Origin of the sequence: Pectobacterium aquaticum (genome assembly GCF_003382565.3) — a bacterium.
GTDB lineage: Bacteria > Pseudomonadota > Gammaproteobacteria > Enterobacterales > Enterobacteriaceae > Pectobacterium > Pectobacterium aquaticum.
Genome location: NZ_CP086253.1, coordinates 3,606,800 through 3,632,817, shown reverse-complemented (window position 1 = coordinate 3,632,817; position 26,018 = coordinate 3,606,800). Strand labels below are relative to the sequence as shown.

The following is a 26,018-nucleotide window of genomic DNA, read 5'->3' as shown; positions in this document are numbered from 1 at the left end:
GAAAAAATAACGCCATGTTGTGAATCACATCACGGATGTTTAATTAAAAAACTCATTTTGTTTACTAAAAAAACACTGAGTGCTATTACATAGGAGCCGCATTTACCCCCCTATGATTACAGTGAGCACGCTATGTTTTTTACCGAGGAAAAGTTAAGCCAGCGCTTGGACGAAGTAGCCCAATATCGATTGCGACAGATTCAATCGGTAGAGCTGGCGGAGATTTGCTTTGATCGTGAAGGAAAAAACGGTGCTTACCCACCGGGCACCGAGGCTGACTGGCAGCCCTGTAAACAGGGATTCCGCTGGCAGGAACGGGATATTTATGCCTGGCTGAAATTACGTGTAACGTTGCCACAGGGAGGCCCGCAATACACTGTCGTCGGGCATTTTGATTTTGGCTTGGGCGTGCAACGGCCTGACTTTGAAGCTCTGCTGTATATTGACGGTCTGCCGTTTCATGGCATCGATCAAAACCATGCGCAGGTTGTTTTCCCTGAGGAATATCAGGGGAAAACCCTCGAACTTTGTTTCCGTCTTTGGTCGGGGATTCTGGAAGGTAAGGTTCGTAAACATTTTCAGGCATTCCACGTTGGGAACGGGTTTGAAACCGCGCAATTTGCCGTGTTGGATAAACCGACTGACACGCTCTATTACACCACATTGGCAATCTTGCAAACGCTGGCAGTGTTGCCGGAAAACGATCCTTGGCGTATACGATTACTAACGGTCACTGATGCTGCCTACTGCCTGATTGATTGGCGGGATCCCGGTAGTGACAGTTTTTACCGCTCCATTGCTGATGCTTCCACTCAGTTGGAGCGTGACTATGCGCAACCCAACAAGTCACACCCGGTGACGGTGCATTGCGTCGGGCATACGCACATCGACGTCGCCTTTTTATGGCAACTTAAACACACACGTGAAAAATGCGCTCGTTCATTCTCCACGGTGCTGCGCTTGATGGAACGCTATCCTGAATACACCTTCTTCCAGTCTCAGCCCCAGTTGTATGACTACATTAAACAGGATTACCCCGATCTTTATCGTCAAATAAAACAGCGCATCAAAGAAGGGCGCTGGGAAGTGGACGGGGCAATGTGGGTTGAAGCGGATTGTAACTTACCCTCGGGTGAGTCTTTTGTGCGCCAGATTCTTCTGGGTAGTCGCTTTATGCAGGATGAATTTGGCATCACGCCACACTGCCTATGGCTGCCTGATGTTTTCGGTTATTCGTGGGCACTGCCACAAATTCTGAAAAAAAGCGGCATCAAATACTTCATGACCACGAAGATAAGTTGGAATGAATTCAATAAGATGCCACATGATACGTTTACCTGGCGTGGTATTGACGGTAGCGATGTGTTGGCACACTTCATCACTACCCCAGAAGCTGGTCATCCTCGTTATACCTATAACGGCATGGTGAATGCGGAATCGGTACAAGGTATTTGGGACAACTATAAAGACAAACCGCTCAATCAGGAATTACTGCTGGCCTACGGCTATGGTGACGGTGGCGGCGGCCCAACGGAAGAGATGCTGGAGTTGTTACGCCGCTTTGAAAAAATGCCGGCACTACCTGCAATTCAGATGGGGCGTGTGGATGATTACTTTACCCGCCTTGATGCGCGCTTGCAGGACAGTAATGAATACCAACACACCTGGGACGGTGAACTCTATTTTGAAAGCCATCGTGGTACCTACACCAGTCAGGCTCAAGTGAAAAAGGCCAACCGTCAGGCCGAGTTACGCTACCGTCGAGCAGAGTGGGTTCAGGTGCTGAGCGCCTTGACAGGTGGGGGCTGGTCACAGTATCGCGCTGACGATTTGACTGACGGTTGGAAAATCCTGCTGCGCAATCAGTTCCACGACATCATTCCTGGTTCCTCGATTGCTGAGGTGTATCAGGATGCGGCGTTGGAGTATCAGGAGGCAGAAAATATCGTCGCTGACGTGCTTAATGAAAGCTGGCGTCACTTGGTGACGCCGCGTCAGGGTGCGGTGAGCTTAGTGAACAGCGGCTCCTGGAGGCGCGACGATATGGCCTTTATTCCTGGAGCTAGCGATGTGGTATGGCATGATGCGCAAGGACAAATGCTGTTATCGCAGCCGGTGGATGGCGGAAGCCTGGTGCAGGTAAGTGATTTGCCTTCGCTGTCAGGTACGACGATCTACGCTACGCCGTTGGAAACGAATGTCGAAGAAAATGCCCCGTTTGTGTTCGGTGAAGGTCAATTGGAAACGCCACACTACCTGATTGTCTGGAATGAACAGGGCCATTTGACGCGTATTTACGACCGACAGTATCAGCGTGAGGTCTTGGCGGATCACGGCAACGTATTGACGGTATATGAAGATAAACCATTGAAATACGACGCCTGGGATATCGAAATTTTCTACTTCCAGAAACAGCGCCCAGTGACCGAATTGGAATCAGTACGCGTTGTTGAACAAGGTGCCTTGCGCTGCTCCATTGAATTTATATGGCGTTATCATCACAGTCGCGTGGTACAGCAGATGCAGGTTTATAGCCAACTGCGCCGTATCGATTTCCATACCCGTGTCGACTGGCAAGACTTTAATCAACTCCTCAAGGTGGTTTTCCCCGTGGCGGTGCGTGCCACAGAGGCCACCTATGACGTCCAGTTTGGTAACGTTAAACGACCCACAACCTGGAACACCACCTGGGACGCTGCGCGCTTCGAGAGCGTGGCACACCAGTGGGCCGATCTTTCGGAGTACGGCTATGGCGTTAGCCTGCTGAATGACTGCAAGTACGGTCATGCCATCAAAGATAACGTGATGCAACTGACGCTGATCAAATCTGCGGTTAGTCCAGATGCTCACGCCGATCGCGGCGAACATGAGTTTACTTATGCGCTGCTGCCACATGCCGGAGACTGGCGTGATGCTGCCGTGGCACAACAGGCCTTCTCGCTCAATGAACCATTGCAGGTATTGCCGGGAGAATGGCGAGAAGCAGCAAATGGTGTGATTCGCTGCGATCATCCTTTTGTTGCGTTGGATGCGATTAAGAAAGCAGAACAAAGCGAGTGGGTTATCGTGCGGCTGCATGAGTTTGCCGGTGGGCGGCAGCAGCTCACGCTTGAGAGCTCGCTGCCTATCCGCGAGTGGAGGGAATGCGATCTGTTGGAAGCGCCAGAAAGCGGGAAAACGCCACAGCAGGGACCGCTGACATTGACGTTCGCACCTTATGAGATTAAGACGGTGGCCATCTGTTTTGCCCATGCCGATACCGCAGTCTGATGGGAAAGGACATGTCGATCTTAATCACAAATCGCGATCTGTCCAATTTACTATGTTGTATTTTTGTTTACTATAAAAATATCTGTTTAGTAATCATTTGGTGCGAGGCGGCATTCCCTGTAGAGATTGAATCGTGGGAAGTGGCTTTGCATCCGTTCAGTCATCGCAATGAAGAATAACGCTTTATGCGTCTGACACCAGGGCCATCCGAAAACGAGGAACAACCATAATGAAAAAAATAGTAGCCAAGGTAGTTGCGACCGCGCTGTTGGCGGGAAGCTCGTTGGCGGTTCACGCCGCTGACGAACTGAATGTCTGGATCCGGGCCAACAACAACGCCCGCGTCATCTATGAACAAGAAGCAGCAGCGTTTGAGAAGCAAACCGGTATCAAAGTGAGCTACTTCAGTGCCAGCACTGACTTTGAACAGCGTCTGGCTCGTGCAGCCGTGGGCAATACACTACCGGATCTGATCATCAATGATGCGGCTTACATGGGGCAGTTGATTCAATTAAACGTGGTAGATGCTATTGAGCCAAGTCAGTTGTCCTATGGGAAGGATCTACAACCCGTGGCGTTGAACAGCCTGAAATTTGGTGATGGTAAATACTACGGTATTCCGACGTCGGTGCAGGCCTCCGCACTCTATATTCGCAAAGACTGGCGTGAAAAGCTTGGGTTACCGCAGCCGAAAACGTGGGATGATCTGAAGGCGCTTGCGAAAGCTTTTACTGAAAAGGATCCCGATGGCAACGGTAAAAATGATACCTACGGTTTTGGCCTACCGGGTTCCGCTACGCGTGGTTATACCAGTTGGATCCTCTCTTCCTTTATTTGGCAGGCGGGGGGCGAATTTGTGAGCCGTCAAGGTGATGCTTTCAAAGCCTCACTGGATGATAAAGGCGTGGTCGATGCCGTAACCTTCATGCGTGGCATGGTGTGTGACAAAGTGGTTCAGCCGGGGGCTATCAACGCGGTGACCTCTGATATTTCCAACGCCTTCCGCTCTGGTCAGGTTGGTATGGTGCTGTCTGGCCCATACAGTATGCCCGTGTTCTCTAATGAGCCAGGTCCGGATAAGTTTGAAGTGGTAAAACCGCCGCGTGGTCCGGTCAGCAACGCTAGCCTGGCGGAAGGCGAAGCTATCTTCCTGGTAAAAAGCAGCAAGCAAAAAGCACAGGCGCTGAAGTTCATCGACTTCTTTATCTCGCAGGAAGGGCAGAAGATCGGTACTGCTGTCGGCACGCCTAACGAACCGATCGTTCGTTTGCCGGTGAATAAAACGGTGGATGCCAATGCGATTTATCAGGATCAACGTTGGGGCGTATTTGCTGAGCAGTATGCCTCTGATGGTCACTATGTGCCTGCCGTGCCGAACTGGACGCCAATTCGTCAGGTAACTGCCGATGGTTTCAACAAAATCCTGTCCAATTGCCAGTCTGATATTCCAACTGAGCTGAAACAGCTCAATGAAAAAGTGAATATTGAACTGGGTAAACAAAAAGTTTTAGCAAAATAAGTCATTCCACGTCATCGCGTCCGCCTGTTGTTGGCGGCCGCGATGACGATGCATTCAGGCGGTGAATATGAGCATCCTTTCCCCACGTACTAAACGCTGGTTAACGCCTTGGCTGTTTCTGGCTCCGGCATTGATCGTTTTTACCTGGTTTAAATTCATTCCAATGGTGCAGGGCATGGTGATGAGTTTTTATCAGATCAACTTTGGTCAGCCCGATAATTGGGTCGGGCTGGCAAACTTTTCACGCATAGTGAACGACGGCGATCTCCATGATGCCACGCTCAACACCTTGCTTAACGTGGTAGTGACCGCGCTGGCGTCAGCATTTATTGCTTTCTTTATCGCCATTGTGTTGGAAGGGCCAGCACGGCATTTGCGTTTTATCCGTACTGCGATTTTCCTGCCAGCGATCACTAGTGCGGCTATCGTGGCAGAAATGTGGAAAATTATGTTCAACCCTACGCCCAACGGCGTGATCAACCATATGTTGTCATGGTTTAGCATTGATGCGCAGGGCTTTCTCACCGATCCGCACCAGGCTATGCCGATGGTGATGCTGCTGCAAATTTGGAAAGCGGTGCCATACAACATGGTGATCTTCATTGCTGGGCTTGCCACCATCAACCGCGAACTGTATGACGCGGCCAACGTTGACGGTGCCAGCCGCTGGAATCGCCTACGCTATGTGACGTTGCCGGGGCTGATTCCCGCGATTTCGGTCATCATCATGCTCTCCTTCATTCGCGGTTTTCGCGTGTTTGCCGAAATCTACGCTTCTACCGGGGGCGGACCGTCAGGCTCGACAGAAGTCGTGATGACACAAATATATAAAGCCGGGTTCGTTCAGTTTGATTACGGCTATGCCTCGGCGGTGTCGTTTGTGCTGTTCATCTTTACCGTGTTGCTGACGTTGATTCATTTTGCCGTCAAGAAACGTTACGTGAAGTATTAATTTGAAAGGCACCAGAGGTATGAGTAGATGAAAATGAAACTGTGGGATCGTATCGGTTGCGGCATTATTTATGCGGCGGTACTGATTGTTTTCGTGGGGCCGTTCATCGGTATCGTTATGACTGCGTTCAGCGGTGCGACGGTGAAACCGGGAGAACTGGTGCTGTGGCCCTCACATTTTACGTTGGAGAATTTCCGTCGCGCTTGGTTTGAGGTTGGCGTCTGGAAATTTCTGTTCAATTCGCTGGTGGTGGTGGCTTTCGGTTTGATCTTACAGGTCGGGGTGAGCGCATTGGCTGCCTACGCCCTGTCGCGCAAAAAATTTCGCGGCGCGTCCGTCGTCGGGTTGATTATCCTATCCACAATGATGTTGCCAGAAGAAGTGATCGCTATTCCGCTGTACGTCATTATCAACTGGAAGTTACCCGTGTTGGATGCCTCGATTGCCAACAGCTACATGGGCATGATCTTGCCGATTGTTGGCTGGGCCTTTTCGATTTTTGTGTTGAGTGAATTTATGTCCGCCATTCCTAAGGATCTGGAAGATGCTGCCCGCGTCGACGGGGCTTCCGAGTGGCAAATTTTCTGGAATGTGATTCTGCCTTTAGTTCGTCCCGCGCTGGGTACGGTGGTGATTTTTGGTTTCATCATGATTTGGGATCAGTATCTGCTGCCGCTGATCGTGGTGAATCAGGAGAGCATGTATACCATTCAGGTGATGTTACGTGTGCTCAGCTCGGATGAAAACAGTTCACCTAACGTCTTTATCGCGATCACCCTGCTGGCGATGTTGCCGAGCGCCATTGTCTACCTGGGACTGCAAAAATATTTCAACCGTGGGCTGATGTCTGGTGCAGTAAAAGGGTGATTTCCCGTTGTGTTGCGGCGCGCAGGTAGCGCGCCGCCGGTTGGTTTTGGCGGCAGTTATGCGCGTCCTGTGAATGAGACTGAGGATTACTATGGGTTCTGTCATTCTTAAAAACGTCAGCAAATCTTTTGATAACACGAAAATCATTCGTGATGTGTCACTGGAGATCCCAGACGGGAAGTTCTGCGTGCTGGTTGGCCCCAGCGGTTGCGGTAAATCGACCTTATTACGCTTAATCGCGGGTTTGGAAGAGGTGACTGAGGGGGAGGTTCACATCAATGGTCTGAATGTGACCGAACAGGAACCCAAATTGCGTGATATCGCTATGGTGTTCCAAAGCTACGCCCTCTATCCGCAAATGACAGTGCGGGAAAATATGGGCTTTGCACTTAAATTAGCAAAGATGCCGAAAAAAGAGATCAACCAGAAGGTGGATGACGTTGCCGTCCTGCTTGGGTTGGAAAAATTGCTCGACCGTTTGCCGAAAGAGTTGTCTGGTGGCCAACGTCAGCGTGTGGCGATGGGACGTGCGATTGTGCGCAACCCACAGGTGTTTTTGTTCGATGAGCCGCTCTCCAATCTGGATGCCAAACTGCGTACTCAGGTACGGGCGGAAATTCGTGAACTGCACCAGCGTCTACATACGACATCGGTTTATGTTACGCACGATCAAATTGAAGCCATGACCATGGGCGAAATGATTGTGGTGCTGCGTGATGGCGTGATTGAACAAGTAGGGTCGCCACTCGATCTGTACGATCGCCCTGCCAACCGTTTTGTGGCGGGATTTATTGGCTCTCCTGAGATTAACCAATTGTCCGGCTGGGCGGTTGAACATCAGGGCACCTGCGTGTTGCAACTGGATGAACATACCCAAATGCCCGTGCCGCAAGATGTGACGGTTACTGTAGGCCAACAAATCGTCTATGCAGTACGCCCTGAACACTTTGAATGGGTGGAAGAGGGCAATAACACGATCGCGGCTACGGTCGAAACGGTGGAAAATACCGGCAGTGACCTGCATGTTTTTTGCTTGTTGAGCGATCATCGCCGCATCACTGTCAGCCAGAAAACACGCCTGATGCTGCAAGCGGGCGATCGGGTTTATCTGCGTCCTAAAGCCAATACGGTTCATGTTTTTGATCAAGCCAGCGGCAAACGTCTTAATGCCTAAACGTGTGCCCGCCCTTTTTCTTCAATGGGCGGGCAGCGTCGTAAAGCTTCCCCGGTGCAGATCCCATCAGGATGATGCCTGCGATGACATATCACGGACGGTACATCACGCCCGCTCCTTCTGACTAGCTGTAGTCCTGTGGCGGCTGTCAGTAGCGGCGAAAAGCGGTAGTGGCGCGCACCACCACGTTTACTTCATGCTGGCGGCGAGGGTATCGACGTTGTGTTTAAACGCGGCCGTGTAGGTTGACGCGGGGCCGGATGCATCGGTCAGCGCTTCTGGGTACAGTTCACCGCCGGGCTGCGCGCCGCTGGCCGTCGCGATTTGCTTCACCAGACGTCCATCGGTTTGGTTTTCAATGAAGTAGCGTTTCACCTTCTCTTGCTTGATTTGTGTAATCAGCGAAGCCACTTTCTTACTGCTGGCTTCCGATTCGGTCGAGTAGCCCACCGGCGACAGGAACGTCACGCCGTAGGCTTGGCTGAAATAGCCGAATGCATCATGGCTGGTCAGCACTTTACGTTTTTCTGGCGGAATGTCGGCAAAGGTTTTCTTCGCATAGCGATCCAGTCCCTGTAGTTGTTTGATGTAGGCTTCACCCTGCTGACGATAGTAATCGGCATTCTGCGGATCGACTTTTGCCAGCGCGTTGACGATGTTGTGCGCATAAACGATGCCGTTGCCCATGCTGTTCCAGGCGTGGGGGTCGGTTTCGGTTTTGCCATCTTCCACCATGGTGCGGGTTTCAATGCCGTTTGATGCCGTGATGACCTCACCACGGTAGCCGGAGGCGGTGACCAGCCGATCGATCCACCCTTCCAAACCCAGCCCGTTAACGAAAACCAGATCGGCTTTCGCCAGCGTTTTGCTGTCTTTCGGCGACGGTTCAAACTCATGCGGATCGCCATTCGGCTTCACCAGATCGATCACGGTCACGCGATCGCCGCCGATGTGGCTGACCATATCGCCCAGTACGGAAAAGCTGGCGACAACATCAAGGTTGTTTGCCATCGCCAGTGGGCTAAGCAGCAGGCCGGATAACGCAATAGCTAACAGTGAACGTTTCATTTTTCCCTCACAGACAGTTGCAGATAACGAGATTTATCGGTCACCGACGCAGGCGTAACAGCCCACCGTTGTGACCAACGCAGACCGAGAAACAAAAAAACAGCGTAATCGTCAGAATGATGGCAGGCCCTGCGGGCAACTCGGCATAGTAGGACCACAGCAGCCCGATCAGGCTGGCGAGCATCCCTTGCAGCACCGCAATGCCGAGCATAACGGGCAGGCGCTGTGTCCAGAAACGCGCGCTGGCGGCAGGCAGCATCATCATGCCGACCGTCATTAACGTGCCTAACAGCTGGAATCCTGCGACCAGATTCAACACCACCAGCGACAGAAACAGACCGTGGATTAACGCCCGATACCGCCCTGAGCTGATGCGCAGGAAGGTCACGTCAAACGATTCAATCACCAGCGCCCGATAGAGAGCAGCGAGCACCAGCAAGGAAGTTGATCCGATCAGCGCAATGTCGATCAGCGCGGCGCGATCTACCGCCAGAATCGATCCGAACAGCACATGCAGCAGATCGACGCTGGAACCGCGCAGTGATACCAGCGTGACGCCGAGCGCCAGCGAACCGAGGTAAAATCCGGCAAAGCTGGCGTCCTCTTTTAATTCCGTATGGCGAGTGACGAAACCGGAGAGCATGGCGACAGATAGCCCAGCGATAAAACCGCCGATCCCCATCGCCAGCAGCGACATCCCGGATATGAGGTAGCCGATGGCGACGCCGGGTAAGACCGCGTGCGACAGCGCATCACCAATCAGGCTCATGCGCCGCAACAGCAGGAAACAGCCCAACGGCGCGGCGCTCAGCGTGATGACCAGACAGCCAACCAGCGCACGGCGCATAAAACCGAATTCTGCAAAAGGAAAAGTCATCAGGTGAAATAGCATCATGACGTGACGATCCTGAGCGTTGGCGTATCGCTGTCGGCCTTGCGCAGGCTATGTAATAGGGGGTGGGCATCTCCCCAGCGGTGGCCGTCTGGGGTGAGATGCAATATAGTCGGGAAGTGCTGACCGACCAGTTCCAGATCGTGCAACACGGCCAGAATAGTCCTGCCTTCGGCATGAAGCTGCGCGATAATCTGCAAAAGCGCCTGCGTGGTGTGGCTATCGACCCCAGTAAAAGGCTCATCCAGCAGAATGATGGGAGCCTGTGTCAGCATCAGCCGCGCGAAGAGCACACGCTGTAGCTGCCCACCGGACAGGACGCCAATATGCCGATCGGCAAAGTCTGCCATTGAGACGGCGTCGAGCGCGTCTGCCGCTTTACGATGCCAGTTGGCATTGATACTGCGTAGTAATCCGCGGTGGGGCAGCGACCCCATGAGTACCAGATCGCGTACGCTGATAGGGAACTGCCGATCAAATTCGGAGAGTTGGGGTAGATAGCTAATCGCGTTATCTTTACCGCCGTTACCGAGGCTGAACGAACCGGAAAGCGGCGGCAACAGACCCGCCAGCGTTTTCAGCAGCGTAGATTTTCCGCTGCCGTTTGCGCCAATAATGGCCGTCAGCGATCCTTGATGAAAGCACCCGCTGAGCGTCGCGAGCGGTGGTTGATGACGATAGCCAAAGGCCAGTTCTTGCAGGGCAATCATGGCAACATCACCGCCCACCCAACCAATAACCACAACGGCACCAACAGCAGGGAAACCAGTAACACGCGCTTCAGCGCGGAGAGGGAGTAAAAACGTGTCATCATCATCGATAAAAGATTAATTGTTATATTATAACGTATCATTTTTTGGTGATGACGACAGAGGGAATAGGTAAAAAATTATGTAAGCTGATTAGGGGGAGGGGTGTGATTGATGAGGCAGGGGGGCACTATTTCGTGCGCGTCGAACACTGTTATCTTCATGCTACGTCGTAGCACGCGCCCGACATAGGGGGCTACGCCAGCCCCCTATGAACCCCGGCTTTTGGCGGAAATTATGCCGCTAACGCGGTGCCTTCGGTGCCCATGCCCGCTTTTCGAGCCGCCAGTGACGCGTTCCCGACGCGGCACTGGCTTTCGCGGCATCCATGCCGCTCACTCGGCGTTCATGTTCACCTCAGCATAATTTTTTACGCCGTGAAGAGAAGACCCGTGAGCAATATGAGTTGGCTCAGTTTTTATCTTCAGCGTGGCGTACGAAGCCTCCCCCGAAAGAGAAAATCTTATACTGTTAAAAAATTCCCCTGCATATCAACCACAAAGCGAGTAGCAGGCTCATCGTTGATGTAACCGGCTAGGATTTTCAGCATCAGGCCGAAGCGGTATTGCAGGCTGTCCGGCGGTAGCGTGGTCGTTGGCGTGTAGGCCGCCAGCAGTGCGCGGTACTGTTTCACCCGCGCAGCCGGGATATCCTGCCAGGCGAGATCGCTGCCGTTGCGCAGGCAATACCAGTCGGTCACCAGCGTGAGCAGCGAAATATCCTGTAACGCTTCGGTGCCTGCAACCGCAGTGGGTTTGCGCTCGGCGGCGTCGGGCAGCGTTTTGGCGCTGAGCGGTTCCTGCTGTTGTGCGATCCACAGCAGATCGGCGCAGTTCAGCGTAGTGATGAGGGGTGACAAATCTTCCGGCCAGTCTTTCACCAGAAAACGCTGGCGTACCAGCAGTGCCAGATGATGGTGCAGGAAGTCGTAATAATCGCGGCTTTTCAGGATGTCGCCCAGCGGTTCACCAGTGCGATCCAACTCTTTCTGATAAAACGGGAACAGATGGTTGAACTGTGGCACGTTGCGCAGCACCAACGTATCAATGTCCACCCGATCGCTGTGCAGCGTCGCCAGCTTCATGGCGGGCGGATAGGCAGCGAGCGATGGCACGGCAACATTTACCAGCGTCCCCTGTGAACCGCGATACACGCCGGTGTCGTTAACGTGCAGGTGGCCGCTGAAGTGTAGACGGATTCCGGCTGCCAGCGCCTGTTCGGCAACCTCCGGCCGCGGTGTGCGTTTAATGAAGCTGTTGCTGCCAAAGAGCTGTTTTTCGTCTTCTACCGTACCGTCGAGGAAATCGACCAGCGGATAGTGCGAGAACACCAGCAGCTTCTTGTTCTGCGCTTTTGCCCGTTGCACGACCGATTTCACCCACGGCAGCATGAACGGCTTTTCCGTCAACAAGGCGTTCCAGCCCGTGTCGTTACTGGTGGAGTAGCCTTTAATCTCTTCGCGTTTCTCTGGGCCATCTTTGACCTGATATACGTTGGCATCGATGGAAAGTAGCCACAGTCCCGCTTCCGGCTCCACCAGATAGGAGGCGTCCACGATATTCCACTGCTTACTGCCGTCTGGCGAGCGGGCGAGATACTGGCGTTTAGTGAGTTCGTCGCTGTCGCCAAATGGGGTTTCCCAGTGCAGGAAGTCGTCGCGTTTAAAGAAACCAAACGGTTTCATCAGCGGCAGGCCGCGCTCATAGCCGAGCGCCTGCATCGTGGCGGTGACAACCAGCGATTTTGCATCACCGAGTTTGACGTCGGATTTACTGCTCAGCATGGTGCTGCTGCCGTCGGCATTGAGCATTCTCTCCGAGGAATCATCCCCCTGCGGGCGATTAACATCGTGGTTGCCTGGCGTGGCAAAGAAGCGCATCCCGTGGCGCTGTTCATACTGCGTCAGGATGGCGGCAATCCCTTCAACGGTGGGCTGTTGTCCATCATCAGAATAATCGCCAGACAGCACCACGTATTTCACCTGCTGTTTTGCCAGTTCGTCCAGCGCGGCCAGCAGCGCAAAGTAGGGTTCATTGAAGATGCGGGTCGAATTCACCGAATCTTTCAGTGTACGAATGGTCAGCGTCTTTCCCGTCTGCGCATCAGGCAGGCCGTCAAAATCGTAGTTACCGTAGATGTTGTGGACGTGGACATCCGAAATAATAGCAATGCGCAGCGGTCCTGCGGGGGCTGCCGATTCGCCGTTAGCGTGGAAAAAGCCGCCAGCCAGCGTAATGGCGCTGCCTGCACCGAGCTTGACGAAGGTTCTGCGAGTGAGTGATGTCATTGATGTCTCCGGCATTATTTATTTTTTATAACGGATGGCTGTATAACGCATAATCATGACAGGCAATCAATCGTGCGCCGTCGAGTGCATCGCCCATCGGAGCCGCGAGTTGGGATTGCCACTCGTCCGGTAGCCACGGACGAATATGTAAGCCGATGCTGCCCATGAGCGACAGGCGGGGAGGCGTATGGCGTGCCACGGCGGCCAACAGCAGGCCGATTTCGCTGGCTGTCTGCGCCAGCAGCGCGTGAGAAACGGCATCGTCCTGCTTAGCGCAGTCAAATACGTAGCGGGCGAACTGTGCATAGTCGCCCGGTTTCGCCTTCTGGCTAAATGTCTGTAGCGCGTAGAGCGTGTTCGTGGGCGCTGTGCTGGCAGAAAAGAAATCGTCGATGTGCTGACTGAGCACCGACGGCGCGCACCAGCCTTGCAGCACATTATAGGTATGTTGCAGCGCCGCTAGCCCAAGCCGTGCGCCGCTACCCTGATCGGAAATCGGGAATTCATGGCCGCCGTAGGCGGTAATCGTCCTGTTTTGCCACGCTAGCCCGCAAGAACCAGTGCCGGCAATGACCACGCCTGCGTCTTTCCCTTGATTGACGGCCAGACAGGCACCCAGTGCATCGGTATTGAGCACCTGCGTCGCGTAAGGATGCGGCAACGCCAGAAACGCCTCGTAGGCGGCGCGATATTCTGCGCTGGCGAGTGCCAGCCCGACTTTCAGCCGGGATACGTCATCCGGCGACAGCCCGCTGTGCTTCAACGCCTGCGCGATAGCGTCGTCCACTGACTGGCGCACACTTTCCACGCCGAGCAGCAGATTGGCACGACCGCCGTGTCCCTGACCGAGCGGCGTACCGTCGTCCTGATAAATCCGTGCCCGACAGCCTGTGCCGCCGCCATCCACACCGGCATACAGCCATGTTGTCATGATGCGCGTGCTCCAGAATCCAGATAGGGAAGACAGGCAATCGCCAGATCGCCGCTGAGGCTGACGGATTCAGTCTGTGAATCCGGCAGGCTGCTGAGCAGCAGAGCCAGTTCACCCGCGCAGCGGGTCAGAAGTTGCATCGCCAGTACATCCTGCGGATGCGCCAGCACAACGTGCCCGAGCGTACTGTAGTCTGCGGCCTGCGCCTGTTTTGACCAGTCGATAACCCGATCGATATGCTTATCGAAGTGCAGGAACAGCGCTTCACTGAGCGGTGTAAGCGGCGTGATGCCCTCAACGGCCTGAAGCATCTCCTGCACCGCCCACAGCCCCAGCCGAGACAGGCTGGCCGGATTGCCGATGGGAAAGCTATCGCCGCCGCGACAGGTCAGGAGGCCGTTATGCCAGTGTAGCAGGCGAGTGAAGCCGCCGGTGACCAACAGATAGCGGCTTTGCCCCGGCCAGCGCTGTTCGCACAATGTGCTCTCTTTTGCGCGATCAAAGGGGCGATCGCCATCGATGCCGATCTCCCTCAGTTGCCCTTTCACGGTGCGTTTTTCCGCTGTTGTTGATTCGTCGCGATCGTTTCGTTGAGGCGCTTCACATCGTTTGACGTCAGGCGCAGATACTCATCAAACGACACCTGATCGTTCAGATATTGGGTAAAGCGCGTCAGGATGATAGGGTACAGTTCGCTCGCGCCCAGACTTTCCATGCGTTCCCAATCAAAGACGTAAGACGGGATCTTTTTGATCTCTTCACGCGCGGTGTTCAGGCCGTCGATCACGTGCTTATCTTTGGTCTGGTAGTGCAGATCGGCAATATCCGCACCGACGATGATATTGAAGCGCTCGGCGATCTCACGTTGCAGCGGTTCGCTGCCCAGCCATTCCATGAATTCGGCGACTTCCTGCGGGTGTTTGGTGGTGGTGAACGGCATGATGAAGGTCGCGCCGCCCATCGAAATACACTTCTCTTTGCAAGGCGCGGGCAGCACTTTCCAGTCAAAACCGTCGCCAATCTGCTTACTGAACTGGTTCAACAGCCAGTTGCCGGAAAAGTAGGTCACGATGTTGCCGTTCACGAAATCGTCCGCCATGCTCTTGTACTGACCGCCGCCCGCGGCACCCCACATTTCACGCGGGAACACGCCTTCGTCCGACCAGTGTTTCAGATCTTTAATCCACTGCTGCGCAGCCGCATCTGGGAAGTTGATCAGCCCGTCTTTATCGTAACGCGCACCGTAAGAATAGGCTGGGCCGGAGAAGCGGAAACCGCTGCGGTCGATGGTGAAGGGAATATGCACGCCGATTTTTTCCGCGACCAGTTTCGAGGCTTTCATCAAATCATCAATCGTGTAGCCCGGCTGCGGCAGAGGTACGCCTGCCTGCTCAAACAGCGTCACGTTAATAAATGGCAGGTCGGCAGTCCAGGAGGCGACAAAGCCCGGCAGCGCATCCGCTTTATGCACGCCTTTCACGCGCATGATCTTTTCGATACCCGCGCTGTAGCGTTTCTCAAAGGCGGCGGGATCTTTCAGATAGGGGCGCAAATCTAGTGTATAGCCGAGCAGCCCCATTTGCGTGGTTTTGGCAATATCCGGGCCTAAGCCCGCCGCCAACTGCATCGGTAACTGTGTTTGCAGCGCGTTATAGCCGGTGCTGACAAAATTCACATCGATGCGCTCATTACTCTGAGAGAAAGATTTTACTTTCTGCTCCATGAAATGCACTAATTCGGGATCGTCGTCACTATATAAAAATGTTATTTGCGTTTTAGCGGCTAACGCGCTGTTGCTGAATAACCCCAGTGCAAGGGCGGAAAAAAATAACGCGGTGTTGGAACGCATCATAAACCTCTCCGTTGGTGAGCACATCTTATGTTTGATTAATGACGTAAATACCCTGGCGTTGGCGGCAGAGTTTATTTTATTTCTGTGAGTTATTCCGTTTTCTTATTAATGCAAATTTGCATTCATCTGTCATTTTCATCATGCAATCATGGACAGAACCCTGATTGATTTATGTGAAGCAGGTTAAAGATATTTTAAATATTGATTTAAATAAAGCATTTTTGTGATATTAATCACGTATCTAAACGCGATAATCTTATTTATTAATGCGAAATGTCAATAAATGAATGCAAATGACAACTTAATGCAAATTTGCATTCTAATTGCGATGTCACAGTGCAGGGAATGACCCGCTGCCCTAAATATTGGCAGAGTGTGCACAGCGAAAGTGCAAATAAGTTACGCCATACATTTTCGTTATTTTATTTTTCAACGCCGTAAACAGGATTCCGTATGAATATCGGTTGGAAATTAAAGAAGAACGGCGTCATTAATCGGTTTCTCATCACCGAGTTGACGGAAAAACGTTATTTTGCCGAGCCGGATACGCTGCCGGATAAGGTGAATTACCGCTTTATTAACGGCTTTGTCGATGTCGGTGTTTTACCCTGCCGCGTGCGCTTTTTGCAGGAAGAGGCAAAGCGCGAAGTGACGTTACCCGAAGATCTTCATTTCCCGCTGATGTGGAGCGGTGGCGATGAAAGCCGCTGCGTGAATTTCAGCGATTTCTGGCCGTGTCCGGTTCACGTTCAGCGCTTTGCTCGCTGCACGATCCACAGTGACCGCGCGCAGCCAGCACCGTTTACGCTCAGCACCTGCGGCGGCGTCACGCTGTGGCTGAACGGCGAACAGGTTACCCGCTTTACGCCGTTTACCCGCAACACCGAGCAAACCTGTGCCATCTCGCTGCCGTTGAGAGCGGGGCTGAACACGCTGGTGGTGCACAGCGAAGAGCTGTGCGAGCGCGATACCGACTACCTGTTTAGCCTGTGCTATCAGGGGGAAGATACGCTCTTCTGGCAGCTTGATGAAGACGCGGTGCTCAGCGCACAACTGACCGCGCTGGATAGCTGGGTGAACGGGCTGACGCTGGAGAATAACCTGATCCAACCGCCCGTGCTGGTGCTGAATAGCTCACAACCACTGTTGGAAACGGTGACGATGGCACATCGATTGGTTGGCAACGTCAACGAATCCGTCCCCGCATGGCAGCAAAAACAAACGCTGCCTGCTGGCAATCTCGGCTGGCAGGTGGATCTGCCTGCGGTTCTGGTGGGCTATTACGATCTGGTCTGTGCCGCGACCTGCAACGGCATTACGCTGACGCGTACGCTCAGTTTCGGGCGCTTGCCATCGCAAACGATGCCCGCGTTACCGACTCTGGCCGCGCGGCGTGAAGCGGTACTGCGTCATACCGCGCTGCACGGTTTTGAACGCCTCGGACGGCTGCTGGCGATTGTCGCGACGGGCGAGGGCAGCGATGCCGCTGCGCCGATTCTCAACAGCGCATTGCAGAAAATCAGCCGTCGTGAAGACTGTGCCGATTTCCAACTAGTGCCGCTGATTTGGCTGTGGCAGCGCTATCAGGGACAGCAGTTGCCGCCGCAGGACTGGCGGCGCGTGCGCAGCGCCATTGTCGGCTTCCGCTACTGGATTGATGAGCCGGGCAACGACACCATGTGGTTCTGGAGCGAAAACCACTGCCTGTGCTTCCACGTCGCACAATATCTGGCCGGACAAAACTTCCCGGATGACACCTTCCCATGCAGCGGCCGTCGCGGTCTGGAGCAAAAGGCGATTGCTCACGAGCGCCTGACGCGCTGGTTTGATTCCATTCTGGAGCACGGGCTGGTGGAGTGGAATTCGGCAGCTTATTACCCCATCGACCTGATTGGGCTGGTGGCGCTGTACGAACTGGCGCAGGATGCCGATCTGCGCGAGAAATCCCGCGTGGTGATTGACCGCATCATGCTGATGACGGCGTGGGTGCATCAGAACGGCGTCGCAGTTGGCACCATGGGACGCGCCTACGATAAAGAACTGCGCTCCGGCATGTTGACCGAGCTGTCCGGCCTGTGTGCGCTGATGTGGGGAGAAGGCTGGCTGATTCCGCACTGTGCCGCGCTGCCGCTGCTGTGCCTGAGCGACTATCAGCCGCCGGAAACGACGGATCAGATTGCACACTGGTCACTGCCGCACGGTGCAGAAGCGCGCTGGGTGCAGGGGCTGAACCGCAGCGCCCGCATCATCGCCTGGAAGCAGCGCGACGTGGCCTTTTCTTCCGTTTTCGATCATCACCCCGGCGAGCATGGGCACCAGCAGCATCTGCTGGATGTGCGGCTGGGCACGCACTATGCCGCCCGTCTGTGGGTGAACCACCCCGGCGAAGATCGCCCCGACGGCGTGCACCGTCCTTCTTATTGGGCAGGAAACGGACGCTTGCCGCACCTGATGCAGTACCGCAATCGCGCGCTGATGGTGTTCGATCTGCAACAGGATATCCGCCCCTGGACACATCTCTATCTGCCACAAACCGCGCTGGATGACGTCATCGTTGAAGGCGTCTGGTGCTTTGTACGCGGCGGCAACGGCTATGCCGCGTTTCATAATCCCGCCGGATTACAGCCGTTTGCGACCGCAGGCCAGCAGGCGGAAGGCGAACTGCGCGCGTATGGCGAACAGAACATGTGGTTCGTTGCCGTGGACAGTGGCGACGGCGCACAAGGATTCGCCGTATTCGCTGACCGCTTCCGAGGGCGTTCGCTGATACAGGACAGCGACGGCGTGCGTATCGACGATCCCGATTACGGCGAACTGGCCTTTAGCCACGCGGCAGGATTCAGCGTGGCGCAGCAGCCTTTTCTTTTCCCCGACGATGTCCCGGTCGTCCCGCAGTTCAACACAGGAAACCCATGACATGCAGACAGGTTCACTTAACCGACAACAAACCGAAGCGCTGCTGGCGCAGGTGGCGCGGGCATTTTGCCGCCTGAAAGCAATCGACAGCGTGATGCAGGACGACACGCCGGACGCTGGACTGACGATTCAATTCGAAGAATGGGATTGGGAAGTCGGCGTCGGGCTGTACGGTTTCTGGAAGCTGGCGCATCTGACGCAGGACGACACCATGCTGACGACGCTGGCGAACTGGTATCAGCAAAAGCTGGATGCTGGGCTGCCGCCGCGTCAGATCAACTCGACGGCACCGATGCTGGTGCTGGCGTTGCTGTGTCAGGACAAACCGGATGCCCCCGCGCAGTGGCGTGAAACGGTGAGCGACTGGGCGGACTGGCTGTTGCACTCGCTGCCGAAAACCGAGGACGGCGGCTTCCAGCACACGGTGAAAGAGCGGCCGAATACCGGACAGCTGTGGGACGACACGCTGTTTATGGCGGGTCTGTTTCTGGTGGTCGCGGGGAAATTACTCTCCCGCCGCGATCTGATCGAAGAGGCGGAATACCAGCTCGTCACGCACGCGCGCTATCTGGCCGATGTGCGTAGCGGGCTGTGGTATCACGGCTGGACGTTCGTCGGCCGCCATCACTATGCCAATGCGTTCTGGGGACGCGGGAATGCCTGGATCACGCTGGTGCTGCCGGAAATGCGGGTGCTGGCGGAAGATGAGCTGTCCGCGCCAGTACTGCGCACGCTGGAAGCGATTCTGGAGCAGCAAACGACCACGCTGGCGCGCTGCCAGCACGAGTCCGGCCTGTGGCACACGCTGCTGGATGACCCGGATTCACCGCTGGAGACCTCCGCCAGCGCCGGATTTATCGCCGGAATTCTGACGGCGCGTCGATTGGGCATGCTGCACGATTTCCCGCAGGACGTACTGGAAAAAGGCTATGCCGCCGTGGTGGCGCAGATTGATGCACAGGGCGTGGTGCAGGGTGTCTCGGACGGCACGGCGATGGGACATGATTTACAGTTCTATCGCGATATTCCCAATGTTGCCGTGCCTTACGGGCAGGCACTGGTCATGCTGATGTTATTGGCACAGTTAGATTCTGTTTGCGAGGGCTGACAATGGCGAGTCTGGAACTAAAAAACGTCCACAAAAGTTATGGTGCGGTGAGCATCATCAAAGGCGTGGACTTAACGATTCATGATGGCGAGTTCATGGTCTTTGTCGGCCCGTCGGGCTGTGGAAAATCCACGCTGCTGCGCATGATTGCCGGGCTTGAAGAGATCAGCAGCGGCGAGCTGTTGATCGACAACCGCAAGGTGAACGATCTCACACCGGCAGAGCGCAAGATTGCGATGGTGTTCCAGTCTTACGCGCTCTATCCGCACCTGTCTGTGCGCAAGAACCTCGCGTTCGGACTGGAGAACCTGCACTTCCCCAAAGACGAAATCGCTCGCCGTATTGATGAAGCCGCCCGCATGCTGGGGCTGGAACCGTATCTGGATCGCCGACCGCGTGCGCTGTCAGGCGGGCAGCAGCAGCGCGTAGCCATTGGTCGCGCTATCGTGCGTGAACCCGACCTGTTCCTGTTTGACGAACCGCTCTCCAATCTGGACGCCAAGCTGCGCGTGCAGACGCGCGGCGAGTTGTCCCGCCTGCACCAGAAGCTGCGCACCACCATGATTTATGTGACTCACGATCAGGTGGAAGCGATGACGATGGCGCAGCGCATTGTGGTACTGAACGCTGGCCGCATTGAGCAGGTTGGCACCCCCTTGGAGTTGTTCAATCGGCCGAAAAATAAATTTGTCGCGGGTTTCATCGGTTCACCGCGGATGAATATGTTCCCGGCGCAGATCGTCGCCACCTGTGCCGACGGGGTTGAAGTGCAGTGCCCGTCTGGCAATCGTCTGGTGTTGCCGTTTATCGGCACTGTCGGGCAGAACGTCACGCTCGGCATTCGTCCTTCACACTGTGAGTTGGTGGGGGATGGCGAGGGCATGGCGCTGTGTGTCGATCGCTGCGAGATGATGGGGCATGAAACCTTTATCTACGGGCGAATGAGCGGCATTGACGATGAGATGATTGTCCATCTGGCGCATCATCGGGAGTTCGCCGCGGGTGAATCGGTATTCGTCCGTTTCCCGCCGACGTATTGCCATCTGTTCGACGGCAAAACGGATGACACATTGCCGCGCTGTAGCGAGCATTAATTATCGCGACGGGAGAGGACGACATGAAAAAGATTGCCTTACTGCCCGCAGGATCGCTGATCGATAAGCTGGTAACGCCAGTGGAAAAAGCGGTGAACCTGCTACAAAAACTCGGTGGCCGCAAAGTGATGCCGTGGTTTTTTATCGCGCCCAATATGCTGCTGTTCGCTGTTTTTGTCTTCATTCCTATTCTGCTGTCGGTCTGCTATGCCTTTACCGGCGGCACCAATATCCTGCTGTGGGAACGCCCTTACGTCGGCGTGGATAACTTCGCTACGCTGCTGAGCTGTGGCAACTACGCAGAGCCATCCACCTGTGAACAGGATCTGTTCTGGACTGGCGTTTACAACACCGTGTCGTTCACCTTTTTCAACGTGCTCTGCACGCTGCTGGTGGCGCTGGTGACGGCGCTGATCCTCAACCGCAAGATTATCGCCCGTGGCTTTTTCCGCGCCATGTTCTTTTATCCGGTGCTGCTGTCGCCGGTGGTCGTTGGCCTGATCTGGCAATGGTTCCTTAACCGTAACGGCCTGCTGAATCTGGTGCTGTCGTCGCTGGGCGGGCAGCCGATTACCTTCCTGCTCGACCCGACGCTATCGCGTTTCTGGGTGGTGTTTGTCTCCGTCTGGTTTCACGTCGGGTTTTATACCCTGATCTTGTTGGCTGGGTTACAGGCCATTCCGCGTGATATTTATGAGGCGGCAGCGGTAGATGGGACCTCGCGCTGGCGTGGGTTTTATCGTTTGACGCTGCCGCTGCTGGCTCCGAATATTTTGGTGGTGGTGATTTTGCTAACTATCCACAGCGTGCAGATTTTCGACGAAGCCTGGGTGTTGACCAACGGCGGCGGCCCCGGCACGGCCAACAGCTTTATCGTGCAATACATCTACCAGACGGCTTTTTCGTCAAACGCGTCACTCTACGGGTTGGCCTCGGCGGCCTCGGTGCTGATGGGCGTGGTGCTGATGATTCTGACGGCATTGCAGTTCCTGCTGACGCGTCGGCTGGAAGGGAAAAAATAACGGGAGCCATGATGAAAATAATCGCATTTCTCACCCGTACCCGTCATCCGGGGCGCATCCATATTACGGATATTATGAGCTGGGTCTGGCTGGTGGTGGGTACGCTGCTGGTGATGATTCCGGTGATGTGGGCGGCGATGTCGTCGTTCAAAACGCCTGCGGAGATCAACCGTTTTCCGCCCAGCTTTCTGCCACAGGCGGCGGATACCGTCACGTTGCCTGAGTACCCGAAACCGCTGGAGTTGTGGCAGGTTAAGCAGGAAGATGGCGAAGCGAAAACCATGGCGCTGGTCAGGCGCATCGGCCTGATCGCGCAGATGGTGAACCCAACTGCGCCCAGTGAGGTGGTGCGTGTATCGACGAAAGATCTGGTGCCGATGAAGGCCTTGCATCTGGAGACAGAGAACTACACGACGCCGATAACGAAGTTCCACTTTGCCACCTACCTGAAGAACACCGTATTCGTGACGGTGATCGCGACGCTGCTGACCCTGTTGCTCAGTTCGATGGCGGCGTTTGCGCTGTCGAAATACGAGTTTCGCGGGCGCGGTACGGTGCTGACGCTGTTTCTCTCCACGATGATGATTCCGCTGTCGGTGGTGATGGTGCCGACGTTCCTGGTGGTGATTGGCCTGAACATGGGCGATAACCTGTGGGGCGTGATTATTCCCACGGTGGCAACGCCGACCGGCGTATTCCTGCTGCGGCAATACATGCTGACGATCCCCGATGAGCTGATCGAAGCGGCACGTATCGATGCCGCCAGCGAGTTCCGTATTTACTGGAAGATCATTCTACCGCTGACCGCACCCGCGCTGGCGGTGCTGGCGATCTTCTCGGTGATCTGGCGTTGGAACGACTTCCTCTGGCCGCTTATCGTCCTCTCCAGCCAGGAGAACTTTACGCTACAAATCGGGCTGAATGCGTTTCAGGGGCAGTTCTCGGTGCAGTGGCACTATATACTGGCGATGACGATGCTCTCGCTTCTGCCGGTGACGGCGGTGTTCGTCTTCCTGCAAAAATACATCACGACGGGGATTGCCAATACGGGGATGAAATAATGGCGACACTCAAGGATATTGCTGACCGTACGGGGGTTTCCATCAGCACGGTTTCCCGCGCGCTGAACGGGACGGCACCGATCAGCGCCAAAGTCAGGCAGCACATTATGGCGATTGCCACCGAGCAGGGTTATCCGTTGCATAAAGTGGGCAAAGCGGCCATCGCGCAGACGGAGCCGCTGCGCCACATTCTGCTGGCGACGCCGCGCAATCTGATGCTGGAGAGTGAGTACAATCTGGTGTCGCTGACGCTGATCAACGCCCTAAAAACGCTCTGCCTGCAACGTAATATTCAGTTGCGTCCGTTTCTGGGGGAGCACGACACCATTAACGAACAACAGCTGTTGCGTGAGCTTCAGGGCGGAAAAGAGAGCGGCATTCTGATTGTGAATGACGATCACCCGACGTTGCTGAACGCCGTGGCGGAAAGCGGGATTCCGGCGGTGCTGATCAACGGTGAAGATCCCTCAATGCGCTTGAGCAGCGTGACGCCCGCCAATCACTATGCGGCAGCAGCGGGCGTGCGTTACCTGATCGAGCAAGGACATACGCGGATCCTGCATCTCACTTGGACGTCGCGTATGACGATCAAACAGCGCGAACGCGGCTATCGGGATGCGCTCGCGCAGGCGGGCATAGCGGTGGATGAGGATCTCATTCTGTCGCTGCCGGATTTCCATCCGCGTACCGCGCGCGATGCACTGCTGCGCTGGCTGACGGCTAACCCCGACAGGCTGGGCGTCACCGCGATTTTCTGTGCGGCGGACAATCAGGCTATCGGTGTGATCGACGCGCTGTATCAGCACGGGCTACGCGTGCCGGAGGACATTTCCGTCATGGGCATGGACGACATTCTGCCGTTCGACATGCTGCCGGTTTCACTCACCACGGTGCATCTGCCGTTTGAGACGATTGCCCGCGCCGCGCTACAGCTACTGGCGCAGCAAATGACGCCCGCACAGGCGCTCGGTATCGCCCAGCGTACTGAACTGGCTGGGCAGGTGGTGGTCAGAGAATCGGTGCGGCGGGTGGAGTAGAGGGGCGTTATTTACAGGGAAGTTTCACCCCGCATAAGCACTATAGTTTCTGCATAAGTACTATTTTTATGCATAAATACTATTTTTTATGCACAAATACTATGTTTTATGCACAAATACTATGTTTTATGCATAAATACTATAGTTAAAGCGGCATTCTATATTCGATAACACCGGGTTTTTCCGCGACCCAATCATAAAGTCGCTGGGCGGTTTTATTGGTTTCCTGAGTATGCCAATACAGCCGATCGCAGCTTTTTTCCTGTGCCTGTTCTCTCACGTATTCAATCAGTTTTTTGCCAACGTTTTTACCGCGAGCGGTGGGGGTAACAAACAGATCCTCTAAATAACAATAAGAGTTTACTCCCCATGTTGAATCGTGAAAAACAAAGTGCACTAAACCAATAATGTGCGACCCTTCCCGCGCCACGGCGCAATACACGGGAATCTCGGCGTTAAAAAAACGATCCCAAGTGACTTCCGTGACCTCATCGGAAAGCTGCACCTTATAGAATTCCTGATAACTCTTCCAATAGGGCAGCCACTGCGCGTGATCTTCTGGCTCAACGGAATTAACAATAATTTCTTGGTCTGTATTCATCATTTTACTCTCATATTATCGTGGATAAGTGCTGGCAATCAGGCTGATATGTACCGGAATAAAATAGCAATCAAATAGACGGATGTTCCCCTCCACTTATTGATAATAGAGCAGACCAATTCGTTTAAATTCCCACGTTCTGAGCCTGAACAGGCTGTGGGTTTTGCCGTAGTGTTAGCGGGATGTTATGGTCATATCCCACGTTTGGTCTCCGGTGCGTCAAGTGAAAATGAATGCAAACGGCTTTATGGCGGCAGGTTATTTCGCAGAATGGAGGACGGCTATGTGGTGTTTATCCATACGGCGGATTGTCGTACAGGTAGCCTGTGCAGCGGGCGGAATAAATTTTAAATAAAGAAAATGTAATCGGTGTTATTACATTATTTCATGCCAAAATTAAGTGGTGGTAATTCACCATGTGATTCCATATAGTTTTTGATAAGTTTGTACTCTAATGATTTCGGTTCATCAAGTGTGGAGAAATAAAAGTCGATAACAATCTCATCTTGATGTTTATGGTGGGAAAGAAAATACATAATCCTGATATTCGTTTTTTGTGTTCTTAGCTTAAGTTTTTCATATAAATCAACATCAGGAGTGGTCATATCTGATTGATGATTGTAGTTATTGAAACGTTTTCTGAAACTATCGGTAGTGCAACCTATCTTTAATATGGGGCTGGTTCCTATTAATCGAGGGATCGGATGCTGTTGATATCGGATAACGTAGGTACCAATTTCTTCAGGGAAACCAGAAATATCAATTTTTTTCCTCTCTCGGGTTTGCGAAGAATATCCATTGCTATTTTCAATCAGAATTAGCGGTAGTGTCAGTGTTGGCACATAGTCAATATTTTTGTTCATGGTGTTACGAGCTTTCCATGCAAAATGGCCTGAATATTCAGGCCATTAAATAAATATATCAGTAATTATTCTAACTAACGCAAAGTTGGGTAGAACACGTGCGCCCTATACGGGTTGGCCGTTGTCCCCCCACCGAACCGTACTTGCACATTTCTACGCATACGGCTCTCCATTAGACTTTAGCAAAATTTCGATAGTCAGGTAGCGTCCCTCTGTGAAGATCTACGTGACAGTCCTTACATAGCACCAATGTTTTCCTGTTACGGGCAATCATTAGGCGTTTCCAAGGCTCTGTACCATCTTTGATATCTTTCAGTTTGCGCACATGGTGAACTTCAAGATAACCAGTTTTGGTGCCACAATATTCACAGCATGTTGCTGACATCCTATCTAACAGCTCGGTACGTGAGGAATATTTATAAATATTCGGTAACTGATTGATAAAATCAGGCACACTTATTCCGGCTGTAGACACACTTCGATTTTTAAGTTGGAAAACTTCAAGTTCATAGCGTTTTCCATTACGAAATTCATAGTGAATGTATCTACCATCTGGTTGCCTTAATTGCCGAGCAATTTTAGTCCTTGATGTTCGATGCTTGCCTGCCAGTGTCTTAAACAGACTGTTTTGCCATATCCAATGTAATTTATTGAGATATAGCACTGGTGCAAGGCAGGGCAAGATCATGAACGTT

20 protein-coding genes and 1 pseudogene are annotated in these 26,018 nt (G+C 53.8%); 11 read left to right on the top strand and 10 right to left on the bottom strand.

The window, feature by feature from the left end:
* Positions 1–132: 132 nt before the first annotated feature.
* The 5 genes from DMB82_RS16845 to DMB82_RS16825 all read left to right on the top strand — a co-directional run bounded on the left by DMB82_RS16845 (position 133) and on the right by DMB82_RS16825 (position 7,782).
* Positions 133–3,270 (top strand): alpha-mannosidase, encoded by a 3,138-nt coding sequence (locus DMB82_RS16845; protein WP_116163705.1) that lies wholly within the window; start codon positions 133–135, stop codon positions 3,268–3,270.
* A 229-nt stretch (positions 3,271–3,499) separates the two neighbouring features.
* Entirely contained in the window at positions 3,500–4,789 is a 1,290-nt protein-coding gene (locus DMB82_RS16840) for an ABC transporter substrate-binding protein (RefSeq protein ID WP_102117320.1), read from the top strand.
* 67 nt (positions 4,790–4,856) lie between these two features.
* Positions 4,857–5,741: a carbohydrate ABC transporter permease gene (locus DMB82_RS16835; RefSeq protein WP_102117319.1), complete on the top strand. Its 885-nt coding sequence runs from the start codon at positions 4,857–4,859 to the stop codon at positions 5,739–5,741.
* Positions 5,742–5,768: 27 nt separating this feature from the next.
* Entirely contained in the window at positions 5,769–6,608 is an 840-nt protein-coding gene (locus tag DMB82_RS16830; RefSeq protein WP_102117318.1) for a carbohydrate ABC transporter permease, read from the top strand.
* Positions 6,609–6,699: 91 nt separating this feature from the next.
* Positions 6,700–7,782, top strand: a complete 1,083-nt coding sequence (locus tag DMB82_RS16825) for an ABC transporter ATP-binding protein (RefSeq protein ID WP_116163703.1) — start codon at positions 6,700–6,702, stop codon at positions 7,780–7,782.
* 189 nt (positions 7,783–7,971) lie between these two features.
* On the opposite strand, the gene DMB82_RS16820 is transcribed toward DMB82_RS16825, so the two are convergent.
* From DMB82_RS16820 to DMB82_RS16790, 7 genes are all read right to left on the bottom strand, one after another.
* Positions 7,972–8,850 carry a metal ABC transporter substrate-binding protein gene (locus DMB82_RS16820; protein WP_116163701.1) on the bottom strand — a complete coding sequence of 293 codons (879 nt, stop codon included), beginning with the start codon at positions 8,848–8,850 and terminating at the stop codon, positions 7,972–7,974.
* A 40-nt stretch (positions 8,851–8,890) separates the two neighbouring features.
* Entirely contained in the window at positions 8,891–9,745 is an 855-nt protein-coding gene (locus DMB82_RS16815) for a metal ABC transporter permease (protein WP_102117315.1), read from the bottom strand.
* Positions 9,742–10,452: a metal ABC transporter ATP-binding protein gene (locus DMB82_RS16810; RefSeq protein ID WP_102117408.1), complete on the bottom strand. Its 711-nt coding sequence runs from the start codon at positions 10,450–10,452 to the stop codon at positions 9,742–9,744. The genes DMB82_RS16815 and DMB82_RS16810 overlap by 4 nt, the downstream gene beginning before the upstream one ends.
* Positions 10,453–11,014: 562 nt before the next feature.
* Positions 11,015–12,838 carry a metallophosphoesterase family protein gene (locus DMB82_RS16805; RefSeq protein ID WP_116163699.1) on the bottom strand — a complete coding sequence of 608 codons (1,824 nt, stop codon included), beginning with the start codon at positions 12,836–12,838 and terminating at the stop codon, positions 11,015–11,017.
* Positions 12,839–12,863: 25 nt separating this feature from the next.
* Entirely contained in the window at positions 12,864–13,769 is a 906-nt protein-coding gene (locus tag DMB82_RS16800; RefSeq protein WP_116155428.1) for a glucosamine kinase nucleotide-binding domain-containing protein, read from the bottom strand.
* Complete coding sequence (locus tag DMB82_RS16795) at positions 13,766–14,317, bottom strand: glucosamine kinase (RefSeq protein WP_102117312.1); 552 nt, start codon at positions 14,315–14,317, stop codon at positions 13,766–13,768. Before DMB82_RS16795 ends, DMB82_RS16800 begins: the two co-directional genes overlap by 4 nt.
* Positions 14,314–15,621 carry an ABC transporter substrate-binding protein gene (locus tag DMB82_RS16790; RefSeq protein ID WP_116163697.1) on the bottom strand — a complete coding sequence of 436 codons (1,308 nt, stop codon included), beginning with the start codon at positions 15,619–15,621 and terminating at the stop codon, positions 14,314–14,316. Before DMB82_RS16790 ends, DMB82_RS16795 begins: the two co-directional genes overlap by 4 nt.
* Positions 15,622–16,074: 453 nt before the next feature.
* Here DMB82_RS16790 and DMB82_RS16785 point away from each other — a divergent pair, with 453 nt between their 5' ends.
* The 6 genes from DMB82_RS16785 to DMB82_RS16760 are packed head-to-tail and all read left to right on the top strand — an operon-like array spanning position 16,075 to position 23,859.
* The gene (locus tag DMB82_RS16785) at positions 16,075–18,537 is read left to right on the top strand and encodes a hypothetical protein (protein WP_116163695.1); all 2,463 of its coding nucleotides are present in this window, start codon (positions 16,075–16,077) and stop codon (positions 18,535–18,537) included.
* Between the two features lies 1 nt (position 18,538).
* Positions 18,539–19,645, top strand: coding sequence for a beta-galactosidase BglB (gene bglB / locus DMB82_RS16780; RefSeq protein ID WP_102117309.1), 1,107 nt, complete (start codon positions 18,539–18,541; stop codon positions 19,643–19,645).
* A 2-nt stretch (positions 19,646–19,647) separates the two neighbouring features.
* Positions 19,648–20,739, top strand: coding sequence for an ABC transporter ATP-binding protein (locus DMB82_RS16775; RefSeq protein WP_102117308.1), 1,092 nt, complete (start codon positions 19,648–19,650; stop codon positions 20,737–20,739).
* Positions 20,740–20,762: 23 nt separating this feature from the next.
* Complete coding sequence (locus tag DMB82_RS16770; protein WP_102117307.1) at positions 20,763–21,761, top strand: carbohydrate ABC transporter permease; 999 nt, start codon at positions 20,763–20,765, stop codon at positions 21,759–21,761.
* An 8-nt stretch (positions 21,762–21,769) separates the two neighbouring features.
* Positions 21,770–22,822 (top strand): carbohydrate ABC transporter permease, encoded by a 1,053-nt coding sequence (locus tag DMB82_RS16765; RefSeq protein ID WP_116163693.1) that lies wholly within the window; start codon positions 21,770–21,772, stop codon positions 22,820–22,822.
* A complete protein-coding gene (locus DMB82_RS16760) occupies positions 22,822–23,859 on the top strand; it encodes a LacI family DNA-binding transcriptional regulator (protein ID WP_102117305.1) in 1,038 nt (345 codons plus the stop codon). The genes DMB82_RS16765 and DMB82_RS16760 overlap by 1 nt, the downstream gene beginning before the upstream one ends.
* A gap of 145 nt (positions 23,860–24,004) precedes the next feature.
* On the opposite strand, the gene DMB82_RS16755 is transcribed toward DMB82_RS16760, so the two are convergent.
* From DMB82_RS16755 to DMB82_RS16745, 3 genes and pseudogenes are all read right to left on the bottom strand, one after another.
* Positions 24,005–24,463 (bottom strand): GNAT family N-acetyltransferase, encoded by a 459-nt coding sequence (locus tag DMB82_RS16755; protein WP_102117304.1) that lies wholly within the window; start codon positions 24,461–24,463, stop codon positions 24,005–24,007.
* A gap of 377 nt (positions 24,464–24,840) precedes the next feature.
* Positions 24,841–25,323 carry a hypothetical protein gene (locus DMB82_RS16750; RefSeq protein WP_116163691.1) on the bottom strand — a complete coding sequence of 161 codons (483 nt, stop codon included), beginning with the start codon at positions 25,321–25,323 and terminating at the stop codon, positions 24,841–24,843.
* 172 nt (positions 25,324–25,495) lie between these two features.
* Positions 25,496–25,996, bottom strand: a pseudogene (locus DMB82_RS16745) (HNH endonuclease); the annotation flags it as partial.
* Between the last annotated feature and the right edge of the window lie 22 nt (positions 25,997–26,018).